Annotated in this window: 10 protein-coding genes; 3 read left to right on the plus strand and 7 right to left on the minus strand. The window is 75.5% G+C overall.

Annotated elements, in window-relative coordinates:
* Window positions 1-34: 34 nt before the first annotated feature.
* Window positions 35-7,114, minus strand: a complete 7,080-nt coding sequence (locus tag ABZ464_RS22115; RefSeq protein WP_359279332.1) for an SDR family oxidoreductase — start codon at window positions 7,112-7,114, stop codon at window positions 35-37.
* Between the two features lie 512 nt (window positions 7,115-7,626).
* Between ABZ464_RS22115 and ABZ464_RS22120 the strand changes: the two genes are divergently transcribed.
* Entirely contained in the window at window positions 7,627-8,655 is a 1,029-nt protein-coding gene (locus ABZ464_RS22120; protein WP_359279333.1) for a LacI family DNA-binding transcriptional regulator, read from the plus strand.
* An 18-nt stretch (window positions 8,656-8,673) separates the two neighbouring features.
* Here the strand turns inward: ABZ464_RS22120 and ABZ464_RS22125 are convergent, their stop codons facing one another.
* Window positions 8,674-9,621, minus strand: coding sequence for an enoyl-CoA hydratase/isomerase family protein (locus tag ABZ464_RS22125; RefSeq protein ID WP_359279334.1), 948 nt, complete (start codon window positions 9,619-9,621; stop codon window positions 8,674-8,676).
* 49 nt (window positions 9,622-9,670) lie between these two features.
* On the opposite strand from ABZ464_RS22125, the gene ABZ464_RS22130 reads away from it, so the two are divergent.
* Window positions 9,671-11,020 (plus strand): CoA transferase, encoded by a 1,350-nt coding sequence (locus ABZ464_RS22130; RefSeq protein ID WP_359279335.1) that lies wholly within the window; start codon window positions 9,671-9,673, stop codon window positions 11,018-11,020.
* On the plus strand, window positions 11,014-12,261 hold the full coding sequence (locus ABZ464_RS22135) for an amidohydrolase family protein (RefSeq protein ID WP_359279336.1): 1,248 nt from the start codon (window positions 11,014-11,016) through the stop codon (window positions 12,259-12,261). Before ABZ464_RS22130 ends, ABZ464_RS22135 begins: the two co-directional genes overlap by 7 nt.
* Here the strand turns inward: ABZ464_RS22135 and ABZ464_RS22140 are convergent.
* Genes ABZ464_RS22140 through ABZ464_RS22160 form a run of 5 tightly spaced genes read right to left on the minus strand, consistent with a single transcriptional unit; the run spans window position 12,249 to window position 17,292 of the window.
* A complete protein-coding gene (locus ABZ464_RS22140) occupies window positions 12,249-13,007 on the minus strand; it encodes an SDR family oxidoreductase (RefSeq protein WP_359279337.1) in 759 nt (252 codons plus the stop codon). The genes ABZ464_RS22135 and ABZ464_RS22140 overlap by 13 nt on opposite strands.
* Before the next feature lie 3 nt (window positions 13,008-13,010).
* On the minus strand, window positions 13,011-14,159 hold the full coding sequence (locus tag ABZ464_RS22145; RefSeq protein ID WP_359279338.1) for an acyl-CoA dehydrogenase family protein: 1,149 nt from the start codon (window positions 14,157-14,159) through the stop codon (window positions 13,011-13,013).
* Window positions 14,160-14,171: 12 nt separating this feature from the next.
* Window positions 14,172-15,305: a thiolase family protein gene (locus ABZ464_RS22150; RefSeq protein WP_359279339.1), complete on the minus strand. Its 1,134-nt coding sequence runs from the start codon at window positions 15,303-15,305 to the stop codon at window positions 14,172-14,174.
* The gene (locus tag ABZ464_RS22155; protein ID WP_359279340.1) at window positions 15,305-16,102 is read right to left on the minus strand and encodes an enoyl-CoA hydratase-related protein; all 798 of its coding nucleotides are present in this window, start codon (window positions 16,100-16,102) and stop codon (window positions 15,305-15,307) included. Before ABZ464_RS22155 ends, ABZ464_RS22150 begins: the two co-directional genes overlap by 1 nt.
* Window positions 16,099-17,292: a CaiB/BaiF CoA-transferase family protein gene (locus ABZ464_RS22160; RefSeq protein ID WP_359279341.1), complete on the minus strand. Its 1,194-nt coding sequence runs from the start codon at window positions 17,290-17,292 to the stop codon at window positions 16,099-16,101. The genes ABZ464_RS22155 and ABZ464_RS22160 overlap by 4 nt, the downstream gene beginning before the upstream one ends.

Here is a 17,292-nt window from a genome sequence, read left to right on the forward strand (position 1 = left end):
GCGGGTCCGCCGTCACAGGGGATGACGTCACCGTTCACCAGCCCGAAGCGGTGTGGACCACGGCCGTGACCGACGGATCGCCCCACGCCAGCTCCCGCAGCAGCGCCGCGGTGCCCTCCTCGGGGTCGATCAGCCGGATGCCGCGCCGGGCGTACGCGCGGGCCAGTTCCGCACCGACCATCCCGCCGTGCCCGGGCGCGGGCGCCCACGGGCCCCAGTGCACGGTCACCGCACGCCGTCCGGTGCGGGCGGCGAAGGCGGCGCCGAGGGTCTCCAGGGCGTCGTTGGCGGCGGCGTAGTCCACCTGGCCCCGGTTGCCGAGCACGGCGGAGATGCTGCCGAACAGCACCGTGAACGCGGGCGCGGACGGCAGTTCCTCCAACGCCGTGAGCAGGGCGTCCGCGCCGGTCGCCTTGGTGCCGTAGACCCGCTGGAAGGACTCGGCGGTCTTCTCCGCGATCAGCCGGTCCTCGATGACCCCGGCCGCGTGCACCACGCCGTCGAGCCGGCCGTGCTCGGCGTGGATCTCCTTGACCGTCTGCACCACCGCTTCCGGCTCCCGGAAGTCGACCGAGCGGTAGCGCACCCGGGCGCCGAGCGCGGTGAGTTCGCCGAGGGTGGCGGTGATCTCCCGCTGGGCCAGCAGGAGTTCGGCGGCCCGGTTGATCTCCGCCGGCTTCAGCCCGCCGCGTGCGGCGAGCACGGACCGCAGTTCGGCCGTGGTGCGCGCGGCGGCCGTGCCGGGGTCCTCGGGGCCGTCCGGCGCGGGCGTACGGCCCAGCAGTTCCAGCCGGCAGCGGGCGGCGCCGGCGAGGGCGGCGGCGAACTGCGCGGTGATGCCCCGCGCCCCGCCCGTCAGCACCACCACCGAGTCCCGCTCCAGGCCGAGCGCGGCCGCCTCCGCGACCCCGTCCCCGGCCGGTCCCGCGCCGGTGCTGCCGAGCGCCCCCAGGGGCTCCTCCACCAGCTCGAAGCCGTACCGTCCGCCCTCCGCACGCACCACCACCGGCGTCCCGTCGGCGGCCACGGCCTCCTCGACCACGGCGCGCGCGACCGCGTCCGGCGAGGCGTCGGTCAGGTCGACCAGCCGGGCGAGCGTCTCGGGGTACTCCCGCGCCACGGTCCGGAACAGCCCGCGCAGCCCGGCCGAACGGGCGTCCGGCGCCTCTGCGTCCAGGTGCCGTACGGCCAGCAGCCGGCGCGGACCGCGCCCGAGGGCCGCCTTGAGCACGCCGAACGCGTCGGGCAGCACCGGCACGTCGTCCTCGGGCCCCGCGAGCGCGCCGAGGTACACCACACCGTCCACCGGCCCGTCCGCCTCGGACAGCGCGTGGTCCCGGGGGTGTACGACGACCTCGGCGCCGTGGGCCGCGAGGCGCGCGACGATCTCCGGGGCGTCCCCGAGGAGGGCCCACCGGCCACCGGAGAGCACGACGGACGGCCCGGACACACCGACGCCCATCAGAACCGGCCGCAGCACATACCGCCGGGGCGCCTCACCGGCGACCTCGTCGACGGGCCGGGCGGCGCCTGGGTCGGCCGGGCGGGAGTCCGGACCGGCCGGTGGGGCAGTCTCCGGACCGGCCGACGGGGAAGTCTCCGGGGTGGCGAGTCGGAAGGTCTGCGGGTCGGCCGGTGGGGAAGTCTCCGGACCGGCCGGTTGGAAGGACTGCGGGTCGCCCCGTCGGGGCGGTTCCACCACTCCGGGACCGGAAGGCTCCCCGGTGGCCGGCCGGGAAGGGGCACCGTCCGCCGGCCGTGCGGTCTCCGTGCCGCCCGCCGGGGCCGGGCCGTCCAGCCGGGACCGGAGCCAGTCCGTCACCGCCGCGGCCGTCCGGGCCTTCGCCAGTTCCTCCAACTCGGCGTCGTCCAGCGAGGCGAGGTCCGCCCCGGCCCCGGTGCCCAGCCGTTTCGCCAGCTCTCCGGCGATCTCGGCCCGCTTGATGGAGTCGATGCTGAGGTCCGCCTCCAGATCGAGGTCGGGCTCGATCATGTCGACGGGGTAGCCGGTGCGCTCGCTGATGATCTCCAGGACGACCTGCCGGACGTCGGTGTCCCCGGCGGACGCGGATACGGATGCGGTTTCCTCGACCGGTGCCGGTGCCGCCGGGAGTGCGGCCGTCGCCGGTATCACCTCGGGCCCGGCCACGGTCCGCGGTGCGAGCGGCGCCGGCGGCTGTGCCCCCGGCGTGGCCCCGAAGTAGGTGAGCAGCACGTCCCGTTGGGCGGCGATCATCTCCCGGCTGGTGCGCAGGAACTCGGAGATCAGCGCGTCCCGGTCGGACGGGACGCCGTGCGGAGGGTTCGTCGTCACAGTCGGCACGGTCCTTTCGACAGGGTCAGGGACGCGTCGGGCGGGGGCGAGCGCACCGGGCAGCAGGGCGCCGGAGGCCGTGCGGACCAGCTGTCCGTCCACGGTCCAGCCGGGCCGCTTCGGCACGGGGGCGTGGACGGCGTCGACCGCGTCCCGGCCGCGCAGCAGCCCGCCGGTGCGCACCGGCAGCCCCGCCACGGCGAGCCGCGCCAGCGCCTCCAGCCAGCCGGGCAGTCCGCCGCCAGGCCGGGGCTCGCAGGCCACCGTGCGGTGCGGCCGGTCGCCGAGGATCTGTCCGACCAGCCGGGTCAGCACGGACCCCGGACCGGCCTCGACGAAGACCCGCGCCCCCGCCGCGTACATCGCCTCGATCTGCTCGGCGAAGGCGACGGGCGCCCCGATCTGCGCGGCGAGCCCGGCCCGTACGGCGTCCGGGTCGGCCGGGTAGGGGGCGGCCGTGCGGTTGGCCCACACCGGGAACTCGGGTGCGTGCACCGGCCGTTCGGCGAGCGCCTCGGCGAACCGGTCACCGGCCCCGGCGACGAGCGGGCTGTGGAAGGCGCAGGCGACCGGGATCCGCTTCGCCCCGAGACCCGCCGCGCGCAGCAGCCGTACGGCGTCCGTGACCGCGTCGGTCGGGCCCGAGATCACCGTCTGCTCGGGCGAGTTGCGGTTGGCGAGGACGACCGAGTCCGGCGCGCCCGCCGTCCGCAGGGCCCGGCCCACCTCCTCGGCGCCGGCCGCGACGGCGGCCATGGTGCCGGGCTCCGGACCGGCGTCGGCGGCGGCGTCCAGGATGGCCGCCGCCCGCTCGGCGCTCAGGTCCAGCAGGGTCTCGGGATCGAGGGCGCCGGCCGCGCACAGGGCGACCAGCTCGCCGTAGCTGTGTCCGGCGGCCATGTCGGGGCGCACCCCGGCCGCCGTGAGCACGGCGTGCGCGGCTAGCCCGGCCATCCCGAGGGCGGGCTGGGCGACCCGGGTGTCGGTCAGCGCGGCCTGCTGCCGGTCCCGTACGGCCTCGTCGAAGGCGGCCGGCGGATACAGCGCGCCGGCGTAAAAGCGGCCGAGTTCCAGATAGGGGCGCAACTCGGGGAAGGCCAGGAAGAGTTCGGCGAGCATGCCCGGGCGCTGACTGCCCTGGCCGGGGAAGAGGAAGGCGACCGCGCCGTCCTGCGGGTCGTACGTGTGCAGCCCGTGCCGGGGGTCGGACTCGCCGCGCAGCGCCCGCCGGAGCTTGCCCGTCAGATCGTCCGCGTCCGTCGCCACGACCGCGATCCGCACGGGATCGCCGCTCGCGTCCGACCGCCGGGCCGCGCTCAGCGCCAGATCCCGCAGCCGCCACGGCCGGCCCTCGGCCTCCGCCGCGCGCAGCAGCTCCTCGGCCGCCCGGTGGGCCGCGCCCTCGTCCCGTCCCCGGAACAGGAACAGCTCGGCCGGCCAGGCGTCCAGGCCGCGCGCCGGCGGCGCGCCGTCCGCGTAGGCGCTCAGCACGGCGTGGAAGTTGGTGCCGCCGAACCCGAACGCGCTCACCCCGGCGAGCCGTTCCCCGGCGGGCGCCGCCCACGGCCGGGCCTCGGCGTGGAAGGCGAACGGGCTGCTCTTCGCGTCCCAGGCCGCGTTGGGCGCCTCGAGGTGCAGCGTCGGCGGCCGCACACCGGTGTACAGCGCCAGCAGGGTCTTGATCATCCCGGCCAGTCCGGCCGCGCACTTGGTGTGCCCGATCTGCGACTTCACCGAACCGAGCACACAGGCCCCGGACCCGGCCCCGGCCTCGGCGAACACCTCGCTCAGGATGCGCAGTTCGGTGCGGTCGCCGACCACGGTTCCGGTGCCGTGCGCCTCGACGAGACCGATGTCGGCCGGGGAGACGCCCGCGTTGCGGTACGCCCGTTCCAGCGCCGAGCGCTGCCCCTCCGGGCGGGGCGCGGTCAGGCCGAGGGAGCGGCCGTCGCTGGAGGCGCCGAGGCCCTTGACGACGCCGTAGATCCGGTCGCCGTCCCGTTCCGCGTCCGCGAGCCGTTTGAGGACGACACAGGCCACGCCCTCGCCGAGCGCGATGCCGTCCGCCGAGCCGTCGAAGGCCCGGGAGCGGCCGGTGGGGGACAGGGCGTGGACGGAGGAGAACAGCACGTAGTCGTTGATGCCGTTGTGCAGGTCGGCGCCGCCGCACAGCACCACGTCGGAGGTGCCGCCGACGAGCTCCTTGCAGGCGACGTCCACCGCGGCGAGCGAGGACGCGCAGGCCGCGTCGACCGTGTAGTTGGCGCCGCCGAGGTCGAGCCGGTTGGCGATCCGCCCGGAGATCACGTTGGCGAGCATGCCGGGAAAGGAGTCCTCGGTGAGCTTGGGGAGCTGCTCCTCCAGGCCGGCCGGGACCTTCCCGTAGTACGAGGGCAGCACGGCCCGCAGGGTGGCCGCGTTCGACAGGTCGCTGCCCGCCTCCGCGCCGAACACGACCGAGGTCCGTGAGCGGTCGAACTCCCTTCCGCCGTCGCCGTATCCGGCGTCCTCCAGGGCCCGCCGGGCGGCCTCCAGGGACAGCAGCTGCACCGGTTCGACACTGCCGAGGGACGCGGGCGGGATGCCGTAGCGCAGCGGGTCGAAGGGGATCGGCGGCAGGAAGCCGCCCCACTTCGACGGGGTGGACCCGCCGTGGTGGACGGCCGGGTCCCAGCGGTCGGCCGGCACCTCGCCGACCGCGTCGACACCGCCGACGACGTTGGCCCAGAAGGTGGGCAGATCGGGGGACTGCGGGAACATGCAGGCCATGCCGACGACCGCGATGTCCAGCGGCGCCGGCGCCTCGGGTTCCTCCCGCCCGCCCGCCGTCCCGCCCCACTCGGCGGCCCGCAGGGCGAGATGAGCGGCGGCGCCGGTCGTCACGGACGTGTGCAGCGCGGCGAGGGTCGTGGTGGCCGAGCGCAGCACGGCCACCTCCCCGGCCATGAACATCCCCTCCGTGTACTGGCGTTGCTCGTCGACCGGAACGAGGGAGCCGTCGCCGTCGCGGGTCACGCCCTTGCTGGCGAGGCGCAGCCGGCCCACGTTGAGGCGCTCCAGCTCCTCCCAGACCTGCCGCTCGGGCAGGCCCTCCGTGCGCAGCCGGGCCGCCTTTGTACGGAAGTCGGCGGCGAACGGACTCGGCACGCACCGGGTGGCGTGGCCCGGCGCGGACTCCAGGAGCGTGGTGCCCTCGGCGGCCAGGACCTGGCGCTGGAACAGCGGGCGGATCGCGCCGTGCGCCACCGCCTCCTCGGTGAAGAGGTAGGCCGTCCCCATCAGCACCCCGACCGCGGCCCCGCGGGCGGTCAGCGGCGCGGCCAGCGCGGCGATCATCGCCGCCGACCGCTCGTCGTGCACCCCGCCCGCGAAGAACACCTCCAGGTCCGAGCCGTCGGCTTCGGCCAAGTGGTCTTCCAAAACCGCGAGTTGGGCCTCCCAGAGCGGGAAGCCGGCGCGCGGACCCACATGCCCGCCGCACTCCGAGCCCTCGAACACGAACCGGCGCGCCCCCGCCTGGAGGAACTGCCGCAGCAGCCCCGGCGACGGCACGTGCAGAAAGGTCCGGATGCCGGCCCGCTCCAGCGCCTGCGCCTGGGACGGCCGTCCGCCCGCGATGACCGCGTGCGTCGGCCGCAGCTCCCGTACGGCCTCCAGCTGCGCGGCGCGCACCTCCTCCGGCGCGAAACCGAGCACGCCCACGCCCCAGGGCCGGCCCGCGACCGCGTCCCGGGTCGCGGCGAGCAGCTCCCGGGTGCGCGCCCCGTCGGCCAGCGCCAGCGCGAGGAACGGCAGCGCCCCCTCGGCGGCGACCGCGGCGGCGAAGGACGCCTCGTCGCTCACCCGGGTCATCGGCCCCTGGGCCAGCGGCAGCCGGGTGCCGAGCGCGGCGCTCATCGGCGACTCCGGCAACAGGGCCCGTACGGCCGTGTCGTCGCGTACGGCGTCCAGCATCGCCTCGCGCAGGGCCCGTACCGTGCGCCGGGCGTCGCCCCAGCGGTCGGCGAAGCGGGCCGCGAGGAAACCGTCCTGGCCCACCGGGAGCAGTTCGGTGCGCGGATCGCGTGCGCCGAGCAGCGCCGCCACCGCCTCGGGCCCGGTGTCCTGCGGGAGCTGCGGGGCGTCGGGGCCGCGGCGCCGCAGGACACGGTGCCCGGCCAGGACGACGGTCTCCGAGCCGTCCATCGCGCGCAGCGCGGCGGCCGCCGGTTCGGGCAGCGCCGAGTCGTCGAGCAGGGCGAGCTGGCTGTCCAGGACGACACCGGCCGCCCCGCCCGCCACCGCGGCGGCGGCCGTGCGCGGACCGATGCCGCCGCACGCCCACACCGGCAGCCCGGGATCCGGCGCCGCGAGCAGTTGCTGCAGCAGGACGAAGGTGCTGAGCCCGCCGACCCGGCCGCCGCACTCGGCGCCCCGCGCGATCAGCCCGTACGCCCCGGCGCGCGCCGCTTCCCGGGCCCCCGCGAGATCGGTGACCTCCACCAGCACGCGGTACCGGCCCGCGACCTCGGCCACGGGCCACCGCGCGTCCGCGGCGAGTACCACCGTGTGCGGCCCGGCGTCCTCCGGCGGGAGATCGGCGGGGGTGAGCCGGCAGCCCGGTCCGACCCGCACCCCGAAGGCGCCCGGTGACGCGCGGCGCAGCCGGGCCAGCGCCTCGCGCGCTCTTCGGTCCCCGGGCCCCAGATCGAGCACGCCGAGGCCGCCGGCCCGGCCGACCGCCAGGGCGAGACCGGCGTCGGGCTCGCCGAACGGGGTGATGCCGATGATCATGTCCTCGGAACGCGCAGCGGACGTCATGATTCTCCGAATCAGCGTGAAACCGCAGGGTGGGGGGTGTTCAGGACAGCAAAGGCGGTGCGCCGCATTCGCGCGGGCACAGGTCACCGCGGAAGGCGGGATCAAAACGCTTGCTCGAAACGCGTTGACGGTAGTGCTCTTATTACTCACCGGTCAACGATCGAACGATCGGCTGGTAACCAGCCGCAATGATTCGGTCACTCGTCGGCGGACGGCCATGGCGGAGGAAACGGGATGAATTCCGAATGGGGAAACATCGGCGCCCGAAAGAAATGGGTTCTTTGGAGCGCATGTCCGAATCGAAATGCGCATTTACGGCCCCCGGTGGGCCGTGGATGACGTGTGAGGAAAATCCGTGTGTCGGGTGACGAGTGTCCGGGAAAGGTCGGGACGGGTCTTGACGTGCGGGGATCCACCGCCAAGACTGACGTGACTACGTAGTCAAGCCGTTCTTCGGGAGGTCGTCGAGCGGCTTGACTGCGTAGTCGCACCCGAACGCGACAGGAGCGCCCATGTCCTCCCCCCGACCCCGGCGCGGTCCGGGGATGACGGAGGTGGCCCGGGCGGCGGGCGTCTCGCAGAAGACCGTGTCACGGGTCGTCAACGGCGAGCCCCATGTCAGCCCCGAGGTGCGCGAGCGCGTCCTGCGCGTCATACGGGAGCTGGACTACCGCCCCAACACCGCCGCCCGCGCCCTCCTGCTGGGCCGCTACCGCAGGATCGGTGTCGTCGCCCTCGGCTCCGCGCTGCACGGTCCGACCTCGCTCCTCTTCGGCCTGGAACAGGCCGTGCGCCGGGCCGGATACGCCTGCGCCTTCGCGACCACCTCGCCCGGCCGGGGGGTCACGGCGGCCCTGGAGTCGCTGCTGGAACAGGGTGTGGACGGCGTCGTGCTGGCCGAGCCGATCCACGACGGCCGCTCCACCCGACTCCCCACCGACCTGCCGGTCGTCAGCCTCGGCACCCCCGTCGAGACGACGGGCGGCCGCAGCGCCGTCGTCGTCGAGGCCGACGGGGTCGCCGCCGCCCGGATCGCCACCGGGCATCTGCTCGCCCTCGGTCACCGCACGGTCCGGCACGTCCCCGGCCCGCAGGACTGGTCCAGCGCCCGGGAACGGGTGCGCGGCTGGCGCGAGGCCCTGGCCGCCGCGGGGGCACCCGAGCCGCCCCTCGCCGCCGAGGGCGACTGGACCCCCGCCTCGGGCTACGCGGCGGGCCGTGAACTCGCCCGGCTGCCCGAGGTCACCGCCGTGTTCGCGGCCAACGACGACATGGCGATCGGGCTGATCCGGGCGTTCGCCGAGGTCGGCCGGACCGTGCCGCACGACGTGAGCGTGGTCGGCTTCGACGACGTCCCCGCGGCCGCCTATCTCTCCCCGCCCCTGACCACCCTGCGCCAGGACTTCGCCGCCGTCGCGGATCGTGCCGTCGCCGTCCTCGCCGCCGCGGTGGAAGGCGGGCGGGTGCCGCCCGAACCCGGCGTCCCGGCCGTCGAGTTGCTGGTACGCAGCTCCACCGCGCCACCTCCGCACACCGGCTGACGGACCGTCACCAAGCCCTCAGGCGCCCGCGTCCTCGTCGATCTCGTCGATCTCGTCGACCAGTCCCCAGGCGTACGCCTCCGCCGCCCCCAACGGGGTGCCGGTCAGGGCGAGATACGCCGTGCGCCGCCGGCCGATCCGGACCGGAAGGCTCGCCGTGCCGCCCGCGCCGGGAATCAGCCCCATGCCGAGCTCCGGCAGCCGGACCGTGGTGTCCGGTGCGGCCCGCACACGGCCGGCGAACGCCGCCAGTTCGATGCCCGCGCCCACACAGGCCCCGTGCAGATGAGCGGTCACCCTGGCCGCGCAGCGCAGCAGCAGGGCGGCGGGACTGCGGCCGACCCGGACCAGATGGGCGGCGGCCGGATCCCGGGACGTACCGAACTCGGCGAGGTCGCCCCCGCTGCAGAACGCGGGACCGTTGCCCCGCAGGTCGACGCGGGTGACCGTGGGGTCCGCGACGGCCACCTCCAGCGCCTCGCACAGGGCGTCGCGGGTGGCGGCGTCGAAGGCGTTGCGCACCCGGGGTCGGTCCAGGGTGACGGTGAGGCGTCCGCCGTCGCGGCGCAGCAGCACCGGCTCGGCGGCCGGGCGCGGGGTGCGCGCGGGGGCGCCGGCCAGCCAGTCGCGGAAACCCGCACCGCCCTGCAGCGCGGAGTACGCCAGCGATTCGAGGACCAGCCGGTCCGGGGCGGGCAGCGCGGCTCCCGTCCGCAGGACCTGTACGAGGGTGACGGCCGCCGCCGGCTGCCGGGTGACGCGCTCGCGCAGGAGACGGACGACGGCGTCCGGGTCGGCGCATCCCACCCAGGGGCGCGGCGGGTCGGGCACGGCCGTCAGCAGGACGTCGAACGCGTCGCCCGCCGGCCGGGGCCGGTCGGCCACCCCCACCAGCACGGACTGCCCCGGCTGGTGCTGCGGCTCGGTGCTGCGGTCGAGGTCGATCAGACGGAAGGGCGGCTCCATGGCCCCCGGAGTGTAATCTTGCCTCACCTTGGAGGAGAAGGGTGTTCGCATGGAGAAGAACGCCACTCTTGACGCGAGCGCACCGCCCTGGACCGAGTCCGTGGCGCCGTACCTCGGGCCGCTCACCGAGGCGGCCGACGACTTCACCTCCCTGACCGGCGTCCCCGTCGACCTGTCCGAGGCCCTCTTCCTCCGGGCCCGCCTCGCCGGGTTCGCCGCCCTCCCCGGCCGGGTCTCGGCGGGTGGCTCCTGCCGGCTCCTCGCCACCGCCGACGGCTGGGCCGCCGTCAACCTGGCCCGCCCCGACGACACGGCCGCCCTGCCCGCCCTGCTGGCCCTCCTCGGAGCGGCCCCTGACGCCGATCTGCCCACGGCGGCGCGGGGCGTCACCGCCGCGCAACTCGCTCACCACGCCCAGCTGTTGGGCATCCCGGCGGCGGCGCACGCCTCGGCGGGCGCCGACCGGCCCCCCGTACGGGCGACCCGGCACGGGCCCCGACGGCCCCGCCCCCTCACCGGCCTCCGGGTCGTCGACCTCTCCGCCCTCTGGGCCGGTCCGCTCTGCGCCCGGCTGCTGGGGCTCGCCGGGGCGCGCGTGGTGAAGGCGGAGAGCACCGCCCGGCCCGACGGCGCCCGCTTCGGGCACCCCGCCTTCTACCGGCTGCTGCACGACGGGCACGAGAGCCGCGTGCTCGACTTCACCACCCCGGCACTCGCCGACCTGGTCGCCGAGGCGGACATCGTGATCGAGGCGTCCCGGCCGAGGGCGCTGCGCCGGCTCGGCATCCACGCGGAGGACTTCCTCGCCGCCCGGCCCGGCCGGGTCTGGGTGAGCATCACCGGGTACGGCCGTGCGGACCACCGGGTCGCCTTCGGCGACGACGCGGCCGTGGCGGGCGGCCTCACCGGCCGGGACCCGGCCGGCCGGCCGGTGTTCCTCGGCGACGCGCTCGCCGACCCCGTCACGGGCCTGTTCGCCGCCCACGCCACCGCCCGCTCACTGGCCGCCGGGGGCGGGGAGCTGCTGTGCGTGTCGATGACGGCGTGCGCGGCGCGCCTCGCGGGGGCTCGGTGGGCTGTCACCGGGCCGGGAACCGGCGAGGGACCGGAGGCGGTCTCGCATCACGGGGAAGTCGGGCGCCCGGCAGCGTCGCCGCCGGACGTGGCCCGGGACGGCGGAGCGGTCGGTTCCGTGGCACACCCGTCCGGCGAGTCCATGACGCATCCGTGCGGCGAGTCCGTGGCGTACCCCTACGGCGAGCCCATGGCGCATCCGCACGGAGAGATGGCGCACCCGTACGGCGAGTCCCTGCCGCACCCCTACGGCGAGTCCGTGGCGCACCTGTACGGAGAGAGGGCGCACCCCCACGGCGAGGCACCCGGGGCCCGGTCGTGTTGATCCGGGATGTGGAGGTGGACGGGCGGCGGCGGGTCGACGTGCGGGTGCGGGACGGCCGGCTCGCCGAGATCGGGCCGGGGCTGCCCGGGGCTGCCGACGTCGACGGGCGCGGGGGTGCGCTGCTGCCCGGGCTGCACGATCACCATGTGCACCTGGCGGCGCTCGCCGCCGAGGCGGGGTCGGTGCGGGTCGGACCCGGCGCGGTGCGCGGCGGCGGGGAGCTCGGGGCGGCGCTGCGGTCCGGTGCGCCGGGGGAGTGGGTGCGAGCCGTCGGCTACCACGAGAGCGTCGCCGGGGAGCTGGACCGCCGGGTGCTGGACGCGCTCGTCCCCGACCGGCCGGTGCGGGTCCAGCACCGCAGCGGGGCGATGTGGTTCCTCAACAGCGCCGCCCTGCGCGCCGCGGGCCTCGACGGCGACGGCCGGCTCTGGCGGGAGGACCGGCGGCTGCGGGACCTCGTCCCACCCGTGCCGCTCGACCTGGCGGCGGTCGGCCGGCGGGCCGCCCGGCTCGGTGTCACCGGCTTCACCAACGCCGACCCCCACCCCCGTGAGGGACTCGCGCGTATGCTCTCGGTCCTCCCGCAGCGGGTCCTCGTGATGTCCGCCGAGGGTCCGGTGAAGCTGATGCTCGACGACCCGACCCTCCCGTCCCCCGCCGAACTCGCCTCCGTCGTCGCCCGGTCGCGGCCCCGCCCCGTCGCCGTCCACTGCGTCACCCGGGTGCAGCTGCTGGTGACCCTGCTCGCCCTGGACGAGGCGGGACCGGTCGCCGGCGACCGTATCGAGCACGCCGCCGTCGTCCCGGCGGAGACGGTCGCCTGGATCCGCCGGCTCGGCGTGACCGTGGTGACCCAGCCGCACTTCCCCGTGGAACGCGCCGCGGCCTACGCCACCGACGTCCACCCCGACGACCGCCCGCACCTCTACCGCTGCCGCACCCTGGCCGAGGCGGGCGTCCCGGTCGCCGCCGGCACGGACGCGCCCTACGGCACCCACGACCCGTGGGCGGTGATGCGGGCCGCCGTCGCACGCGACGACGGGGAGGGCGTCACGCCCGCGGCCGCCCTGCGCCTGTTCCTCGGGCGCCCCGGACACCCGGCCCGGCCCCGCCGGTTGACCGTCGGCTCGACCGCCGACCTGTGCCTGCTCCACGTCCCCCTGCGCGAGGCGCTCGGCACGCTCTCGGCGGACGCCGTGCGCGCCGCGTACGTCGGAGGCCGGCCGATTCACACGGTGTAGCCACCGTCGACCCCCAGCGCCTGCCCCGTGATGAACCCCGCCCGGTCCGAGGCGAGGAAGGCCACCGCCTCCGCGACGTCCGTCGCCGCACCGAACCGGCGCAGCGGAATGTTGCGGCGGGTGACCGCGAGCGCCGCCTCGTCCAGCTCGCCCGACTCGATCAGCCGGGCCGCGATCCCGTCCTGGAGCATGCCGGGCGCGACACAGTTCACCCGGACCCCGTAGCGGCCCTCCTCGGCGGCGAGCGCGCGGGCCACCGCCTCCACGGCGCCCTTGGCGCCCGAGGAGAGCCCGTCGCGCACCGGGAAGCGACGCGTGGCGACGGTCGTCACCGCGACGATGTTGCCGCGGCTCTCGCGGAGCACGGGCAGCGCCGGATGGACGAGGTTGAAGAAGGCGACCGCGTCCGCCTCCAGCTGGGCCCGGTACTCGCCCGGTGTCACCCGGCTCAGATGCCGCATCGGCACATGCGGGCCGGCCGCGTACACCAGCGTGTGGATCCCGCCGTACGCCCGCGCCGTCCCGGTCACCGCCCGGGCCGTCGCCTCCTCGTCGGTCAGGTCGACGCACAGCACCTCGGCCGCCTTCACCTCCTCGGCCAGTGCCCGCGCCCCGTCCCGGTCGGACCGGTAGGTGAACGCGACCGCGCTGCCCCGCGCGGCCAGGGCCCGTACGACGGCCGCGCCGATGCCGCCGGTGCCGCCCGCGACGAACGCCACGCCCGCCCTGCCGGAGAAGTCCTCCATGGCTCACAACCCCAAAGACTTGGCGATGATGACCTTCATGACCTCGCTCGTCCCGGCGTAGATCCGGGTGATGCGGGCGTCCGCGTACAGCCGGGCGATCGGGTACTCCAGCATGTAGCCGTATCCGCCGAAGAGTTGAAGGCAGCGGTCGACTGCCCGGGCCTGCGCCTCGGTGCAGAACAGCTTGACCCTCGCCGCGTCCGCGCCGGACAGCCGGCCCTCGACCAGCTCCAGCACCGCCCGGTCGAGCAGGGTCTGCGCCGCCTCCAACTCGGCGGAGACGGCGGCGAGTTCGAACTTCGTGTTCTGGAACCCGGCGACCGTCCGCCCGAACACCTCGCGCTCCTTGACGTACGCGACCGTCGTGTCCAGCGCGGCGCGCGTCTGCGCCACCGAGCCGACCGCCACCGTCATCCGTTCCTGGGGGAGGTTGTGGCCGAGGTAGGAGAAGGCGGCGCCCTCCTCGCCGAGCCGGTTGGCGACCGGTACGCGGACGTCGTCGAAGGCCAGCTCGACGGTGTCCTGTGTCTTGATGCCCAGCTTGTCGAGCACCCGCCCCCGGGTGAAGCCGGGCATGCCGTCCTCGACGACCAGCAGCGTCAGCCCGGCCCGTCGGTCCCCGGGGTCGGACGCCGTGCGCGCCACCACGATCACCAGATCCGCGAGCAGCCCGCCGGTGATGAACGTCTTCGCCCCGTTCAGCACATACGTGTCCCCGTCCCGCACGGCGGTCGTGCGGATCCCGGCGAGGTCGGAGCCGGTGCCGGGCTCGGTCATCGCGATGGCGGTCAGCAGCTTCCCGGAGGCCAGGCCGGGGAACCAGCGCTGCCGCTGGGCGGTGTCGGCGTAGGCGAGGAAGTAGGGCAGGACGACGTCGAGTTGGGTGCGGACCGTGCCCAGGGTGACCAGGGCGCGGGCCGCCTCCTCCTGGAGGACGACGTTGTAGCGGTAGTCGGGCCGGCCGCCCCCGCCGTACTCCTCCGGCACCGCCATGCCCAACAGGCCCAGCGAGCCCAGGAGTTCGAAGAACGAGCGGGGCACCCGGCCGTCCTTCTCCCAGGCGGTGTAGTGCGGGACCACCTCGTTCGCCACCACGTCCCGGACCAGGGCGCGGAACGTCTCGTGGTCGTCGGTGAAGAGCGTGCGCTGCACGGACGGCTCCCGTCAGGAGGCGAGTTCGACGAGGGTGGCGTTGGCGGTGCCGCCGCCCTCGCACATGGTCTGCAGGCCGTAGCGCAGTCCGTGCGCCCGCATGTGGTGGATCATGCGGGTCATCAGGACGGCCCCGGAGGCGCCCAGCGGATGCCCGAGGGCGATCGCACCGCCGAGCGGGTTCAGCCGCTCCGGGTCGGCGCCGGTCTCGGCGAGCCAGGCCAGCGGCACGGACGCGAAGGCCTCGTTCACCTCGAACACCCCGACCTCGGCGAGCCCCACCCCGGCCTTGCGCAGCACCTTCTCGGTGGCCGGGATCGGCCCCGTCAGCATCAGCACCGGATCGGAACCCACCACCGCGCCCGCCCGGTACCGGACCAGCGGCGGCAGCCCCGACTCCCGTGCCCGCTCGGGGGTGGTGACGACCAGGGCGGCCGCGCCGTCGGAGATCTGCGAGGCGTTGCCCGCGTGGATCACCCCGTCCTCCTGGAAGGAGGGCTTCAGCCGGGCCAGCGTCGCCACGCTGCTGCCCCGCCGGATCCCCTCGTCCGCCCCGACCCCCGCCACCGGAACGATCTCCCCGGCGAACGCGCCCGCGTCCTGCGCGGCCGCCGCCCGCTCGTGCGACAGCGCCGCGAACGCGTCCAGCCGCTCCCGGGTGAGCCCCCACTTGTCCGCGATCAGTTCGGCGGACAGCCCCTGGTTGAAGGAGAAGTCGTCATAGCGGGCGAGGACCCGGGGGCCGTACGGCGTCCCGCCCGCCCTGGCCGAGCCGAGCGGCACCCGGCTCATCACCTCCACCCCGCCCGCCACCACCAGTTCGTGCTGACCGGACAGCACCGACTGGACCGCGAACTCCAGGGCCTGCTGACTCGACCCGCAGGCCCGGTTCACCGTGGTCCCGGGCACGCTCTGCGGCCAGCCCGCCGCGAGGACCGCGTACCGGCCGATGTTGCTCGACTGGTCGCCGACCTGGGAGACGCATCCCCAGATCACGTCGTCGACCGTCCCGGGGTCGAGGCCGGTGCGGTCCACCAGGGCGCCGAGCACGGCGGCGGACAGGTCGGCCGGATGGACGTCCGCCAGCCCCCCGTCCCTTCTGCCGACGGGCGTGCGCACCGCCGCCACGATCACCGCTTCCCGCATCACATGTCCTCCGTTCGTCCCGGTACCGCCCAGCGGCCCGTGAAGCGCGGCGCGCGCTTCTGCGCGAAGGCGGCGAACGCCTCCGGGGCGTCGGCGGTGGCGAAGTTCACCGACTGCGCCCGCGCCTCGTTCGCGAGGGCGTCCCGCAGGGTGCGATCGGCGCCCTCGTTCAGCAACGCCTTGGTCTGGGCGAGCGCCACCGGCGGCCCGGCCGTCAGCCGGGCGGTGACGTCGTCCACGAAGGCGTCCACCTCGCCCGCGTCCACCACCCAGGTGACCAGCCCGAGCGCCCGGGCCTGCGCCGCGTCGACCGTCTCCGCCAACAGGGCCAGCCGTTTGGCCTGTTGGAGACCGACGAGCCGGGGCAGCAGCCAGGAGCCGCCCAGGTCGGGGGAGAGACCGCGCCGCGCGAAGATCTGCGAGAACGTCGACTCCGGGGTCGCCACCACCAGATCGCAGCCGAGGGCCAGGTTCCAGCCCGCGCCCACCGCCGGCCCGGTCACCTTGGCGACCGTCGGCACCGGCAGCTCGTGCAGCAGCAGCGCCACATCGGTCAACGTCCGCATCCGGTACAGGGGATGGGCCGCGCTGACCTCCTTGGGCAGATCCGCCCCGGAGCAGAACGCCCCGCCCGCCCCGGTCAGCACCAGCGCCCGTACGCCCCGGTCGCGCCCGGCCTCGGTCAGGGCCCCCCGCAGCGCCTCCCAGAGCTCCGCGTCGAGGGCGTTGCGGCGGTGCGGCCGGTTGAGGGTCAGGGTGCGCACCCCGTCGGCGTCGCGCGTCAGGAGCACGCTCATCCGAACGCACCCCGTTCCCGCAGCCCGGCGATCTCCCGCTCGGACAGGCCGAGTTCGGCGAGCAATGCGTCGGTGTGCTGCCCCAGCGCCGGCACCGCGCCCATCGGCGGGTCGTAGCCGTCGATCACCGGCGGCGGCAGCAGCGCCGGTACCGGACCCGCCGGGGTGTCGATCTCCCGCCAGCGGTCGCGGGCGGCGAGCTGCGGATGGGCGAGGACCTCGCCCGGCGTGTTGTAGCGGGCGTTGCCGATGCCCGCCGCGTCGGCCCGGTCCTGGACGTCCGCCAGGCCGTGCCGCGCGCACCAGGCGGTGATCTCGGCGTCCAGGACGGCCCGGTGCGCCACCCGGCCCGCGTTGCCGCGGAACCGGTCGTCGTCGGCGAGGTCCGGCCGTCCCAGCAGCTCACGGGCGAGGCGGTCCCACTCGCGGTCGTTCGTCGTCCCCAGCACGACGGTCTGCCCGTCGGCCGTCGGATAGGCGCCGTACGGCGCGACGGCGGGCGAGCTCATCCCGAGCGGCTGCTGCTCGACGCCCGAGTGCCGGGTGTAGGTCAGCGGGTACCCCATCAGCTCGGCCATGGTGTCGAAGAGGCTCACGGTCACCGACGCGGGCGCCCGCCGGCCGCGCTCCCTGTCGTACAGCAGCGCCATCACCGACAGCGCCGCGTACAGCCCGCTGCTCACGTCCGCCACCGGCGGCCCCGGCTTGGCGGGGTGTCCCGGGCTGCCCGTCACCGCGCAGGCCCCCGACTCGGCCTGGACCAGCAGGTCGTAGGCGCGCTTGTGGGAGAGGGGGCCGCCGGAGCCGTATCCGTCGATCCCGACATGGATCAGATCCGGGTGCCTCGCCTCCAAGTCCTGCACGGAGAGACCGAGTTGGGACAGTGAGCCGGGCGTGAGGTTGGAGACCAGCACCTCGGCGCGGTCCAGCAGCCGGTGCAGCACCTCCATCCCGGCCGGGGACTTGAGGTCGAGGGCGACGGACTCCTTGCCCCGGTTGGCCCACACGAAGTGCGCGGCGAGACCGCCCACGACATCGTCGTAGTGCCGGGCGAAGTCACCGCCCCGGGGGTTCTCCACCTTGATGACCCGCGCCCCGAAGTCCCCGAGCGTACGGGTGCACATGGGGGCCGACACCGCCTGCTCCAGCGTCACGACCGTGATCCCCGCGAGGGGGCCCTCCCGCCCCAT

The sequence above is a fragment of the Streptomyces sp. NPDC005820 genome (genome assembly GCF_040630255.1).
In the GTDB taxonomy this organism is placed as follows: domain Bacteria; phylum Actinomycetota; class Actinomycetes; order Streptomycetales; family Streptomycetaceae; genus Streptomyces.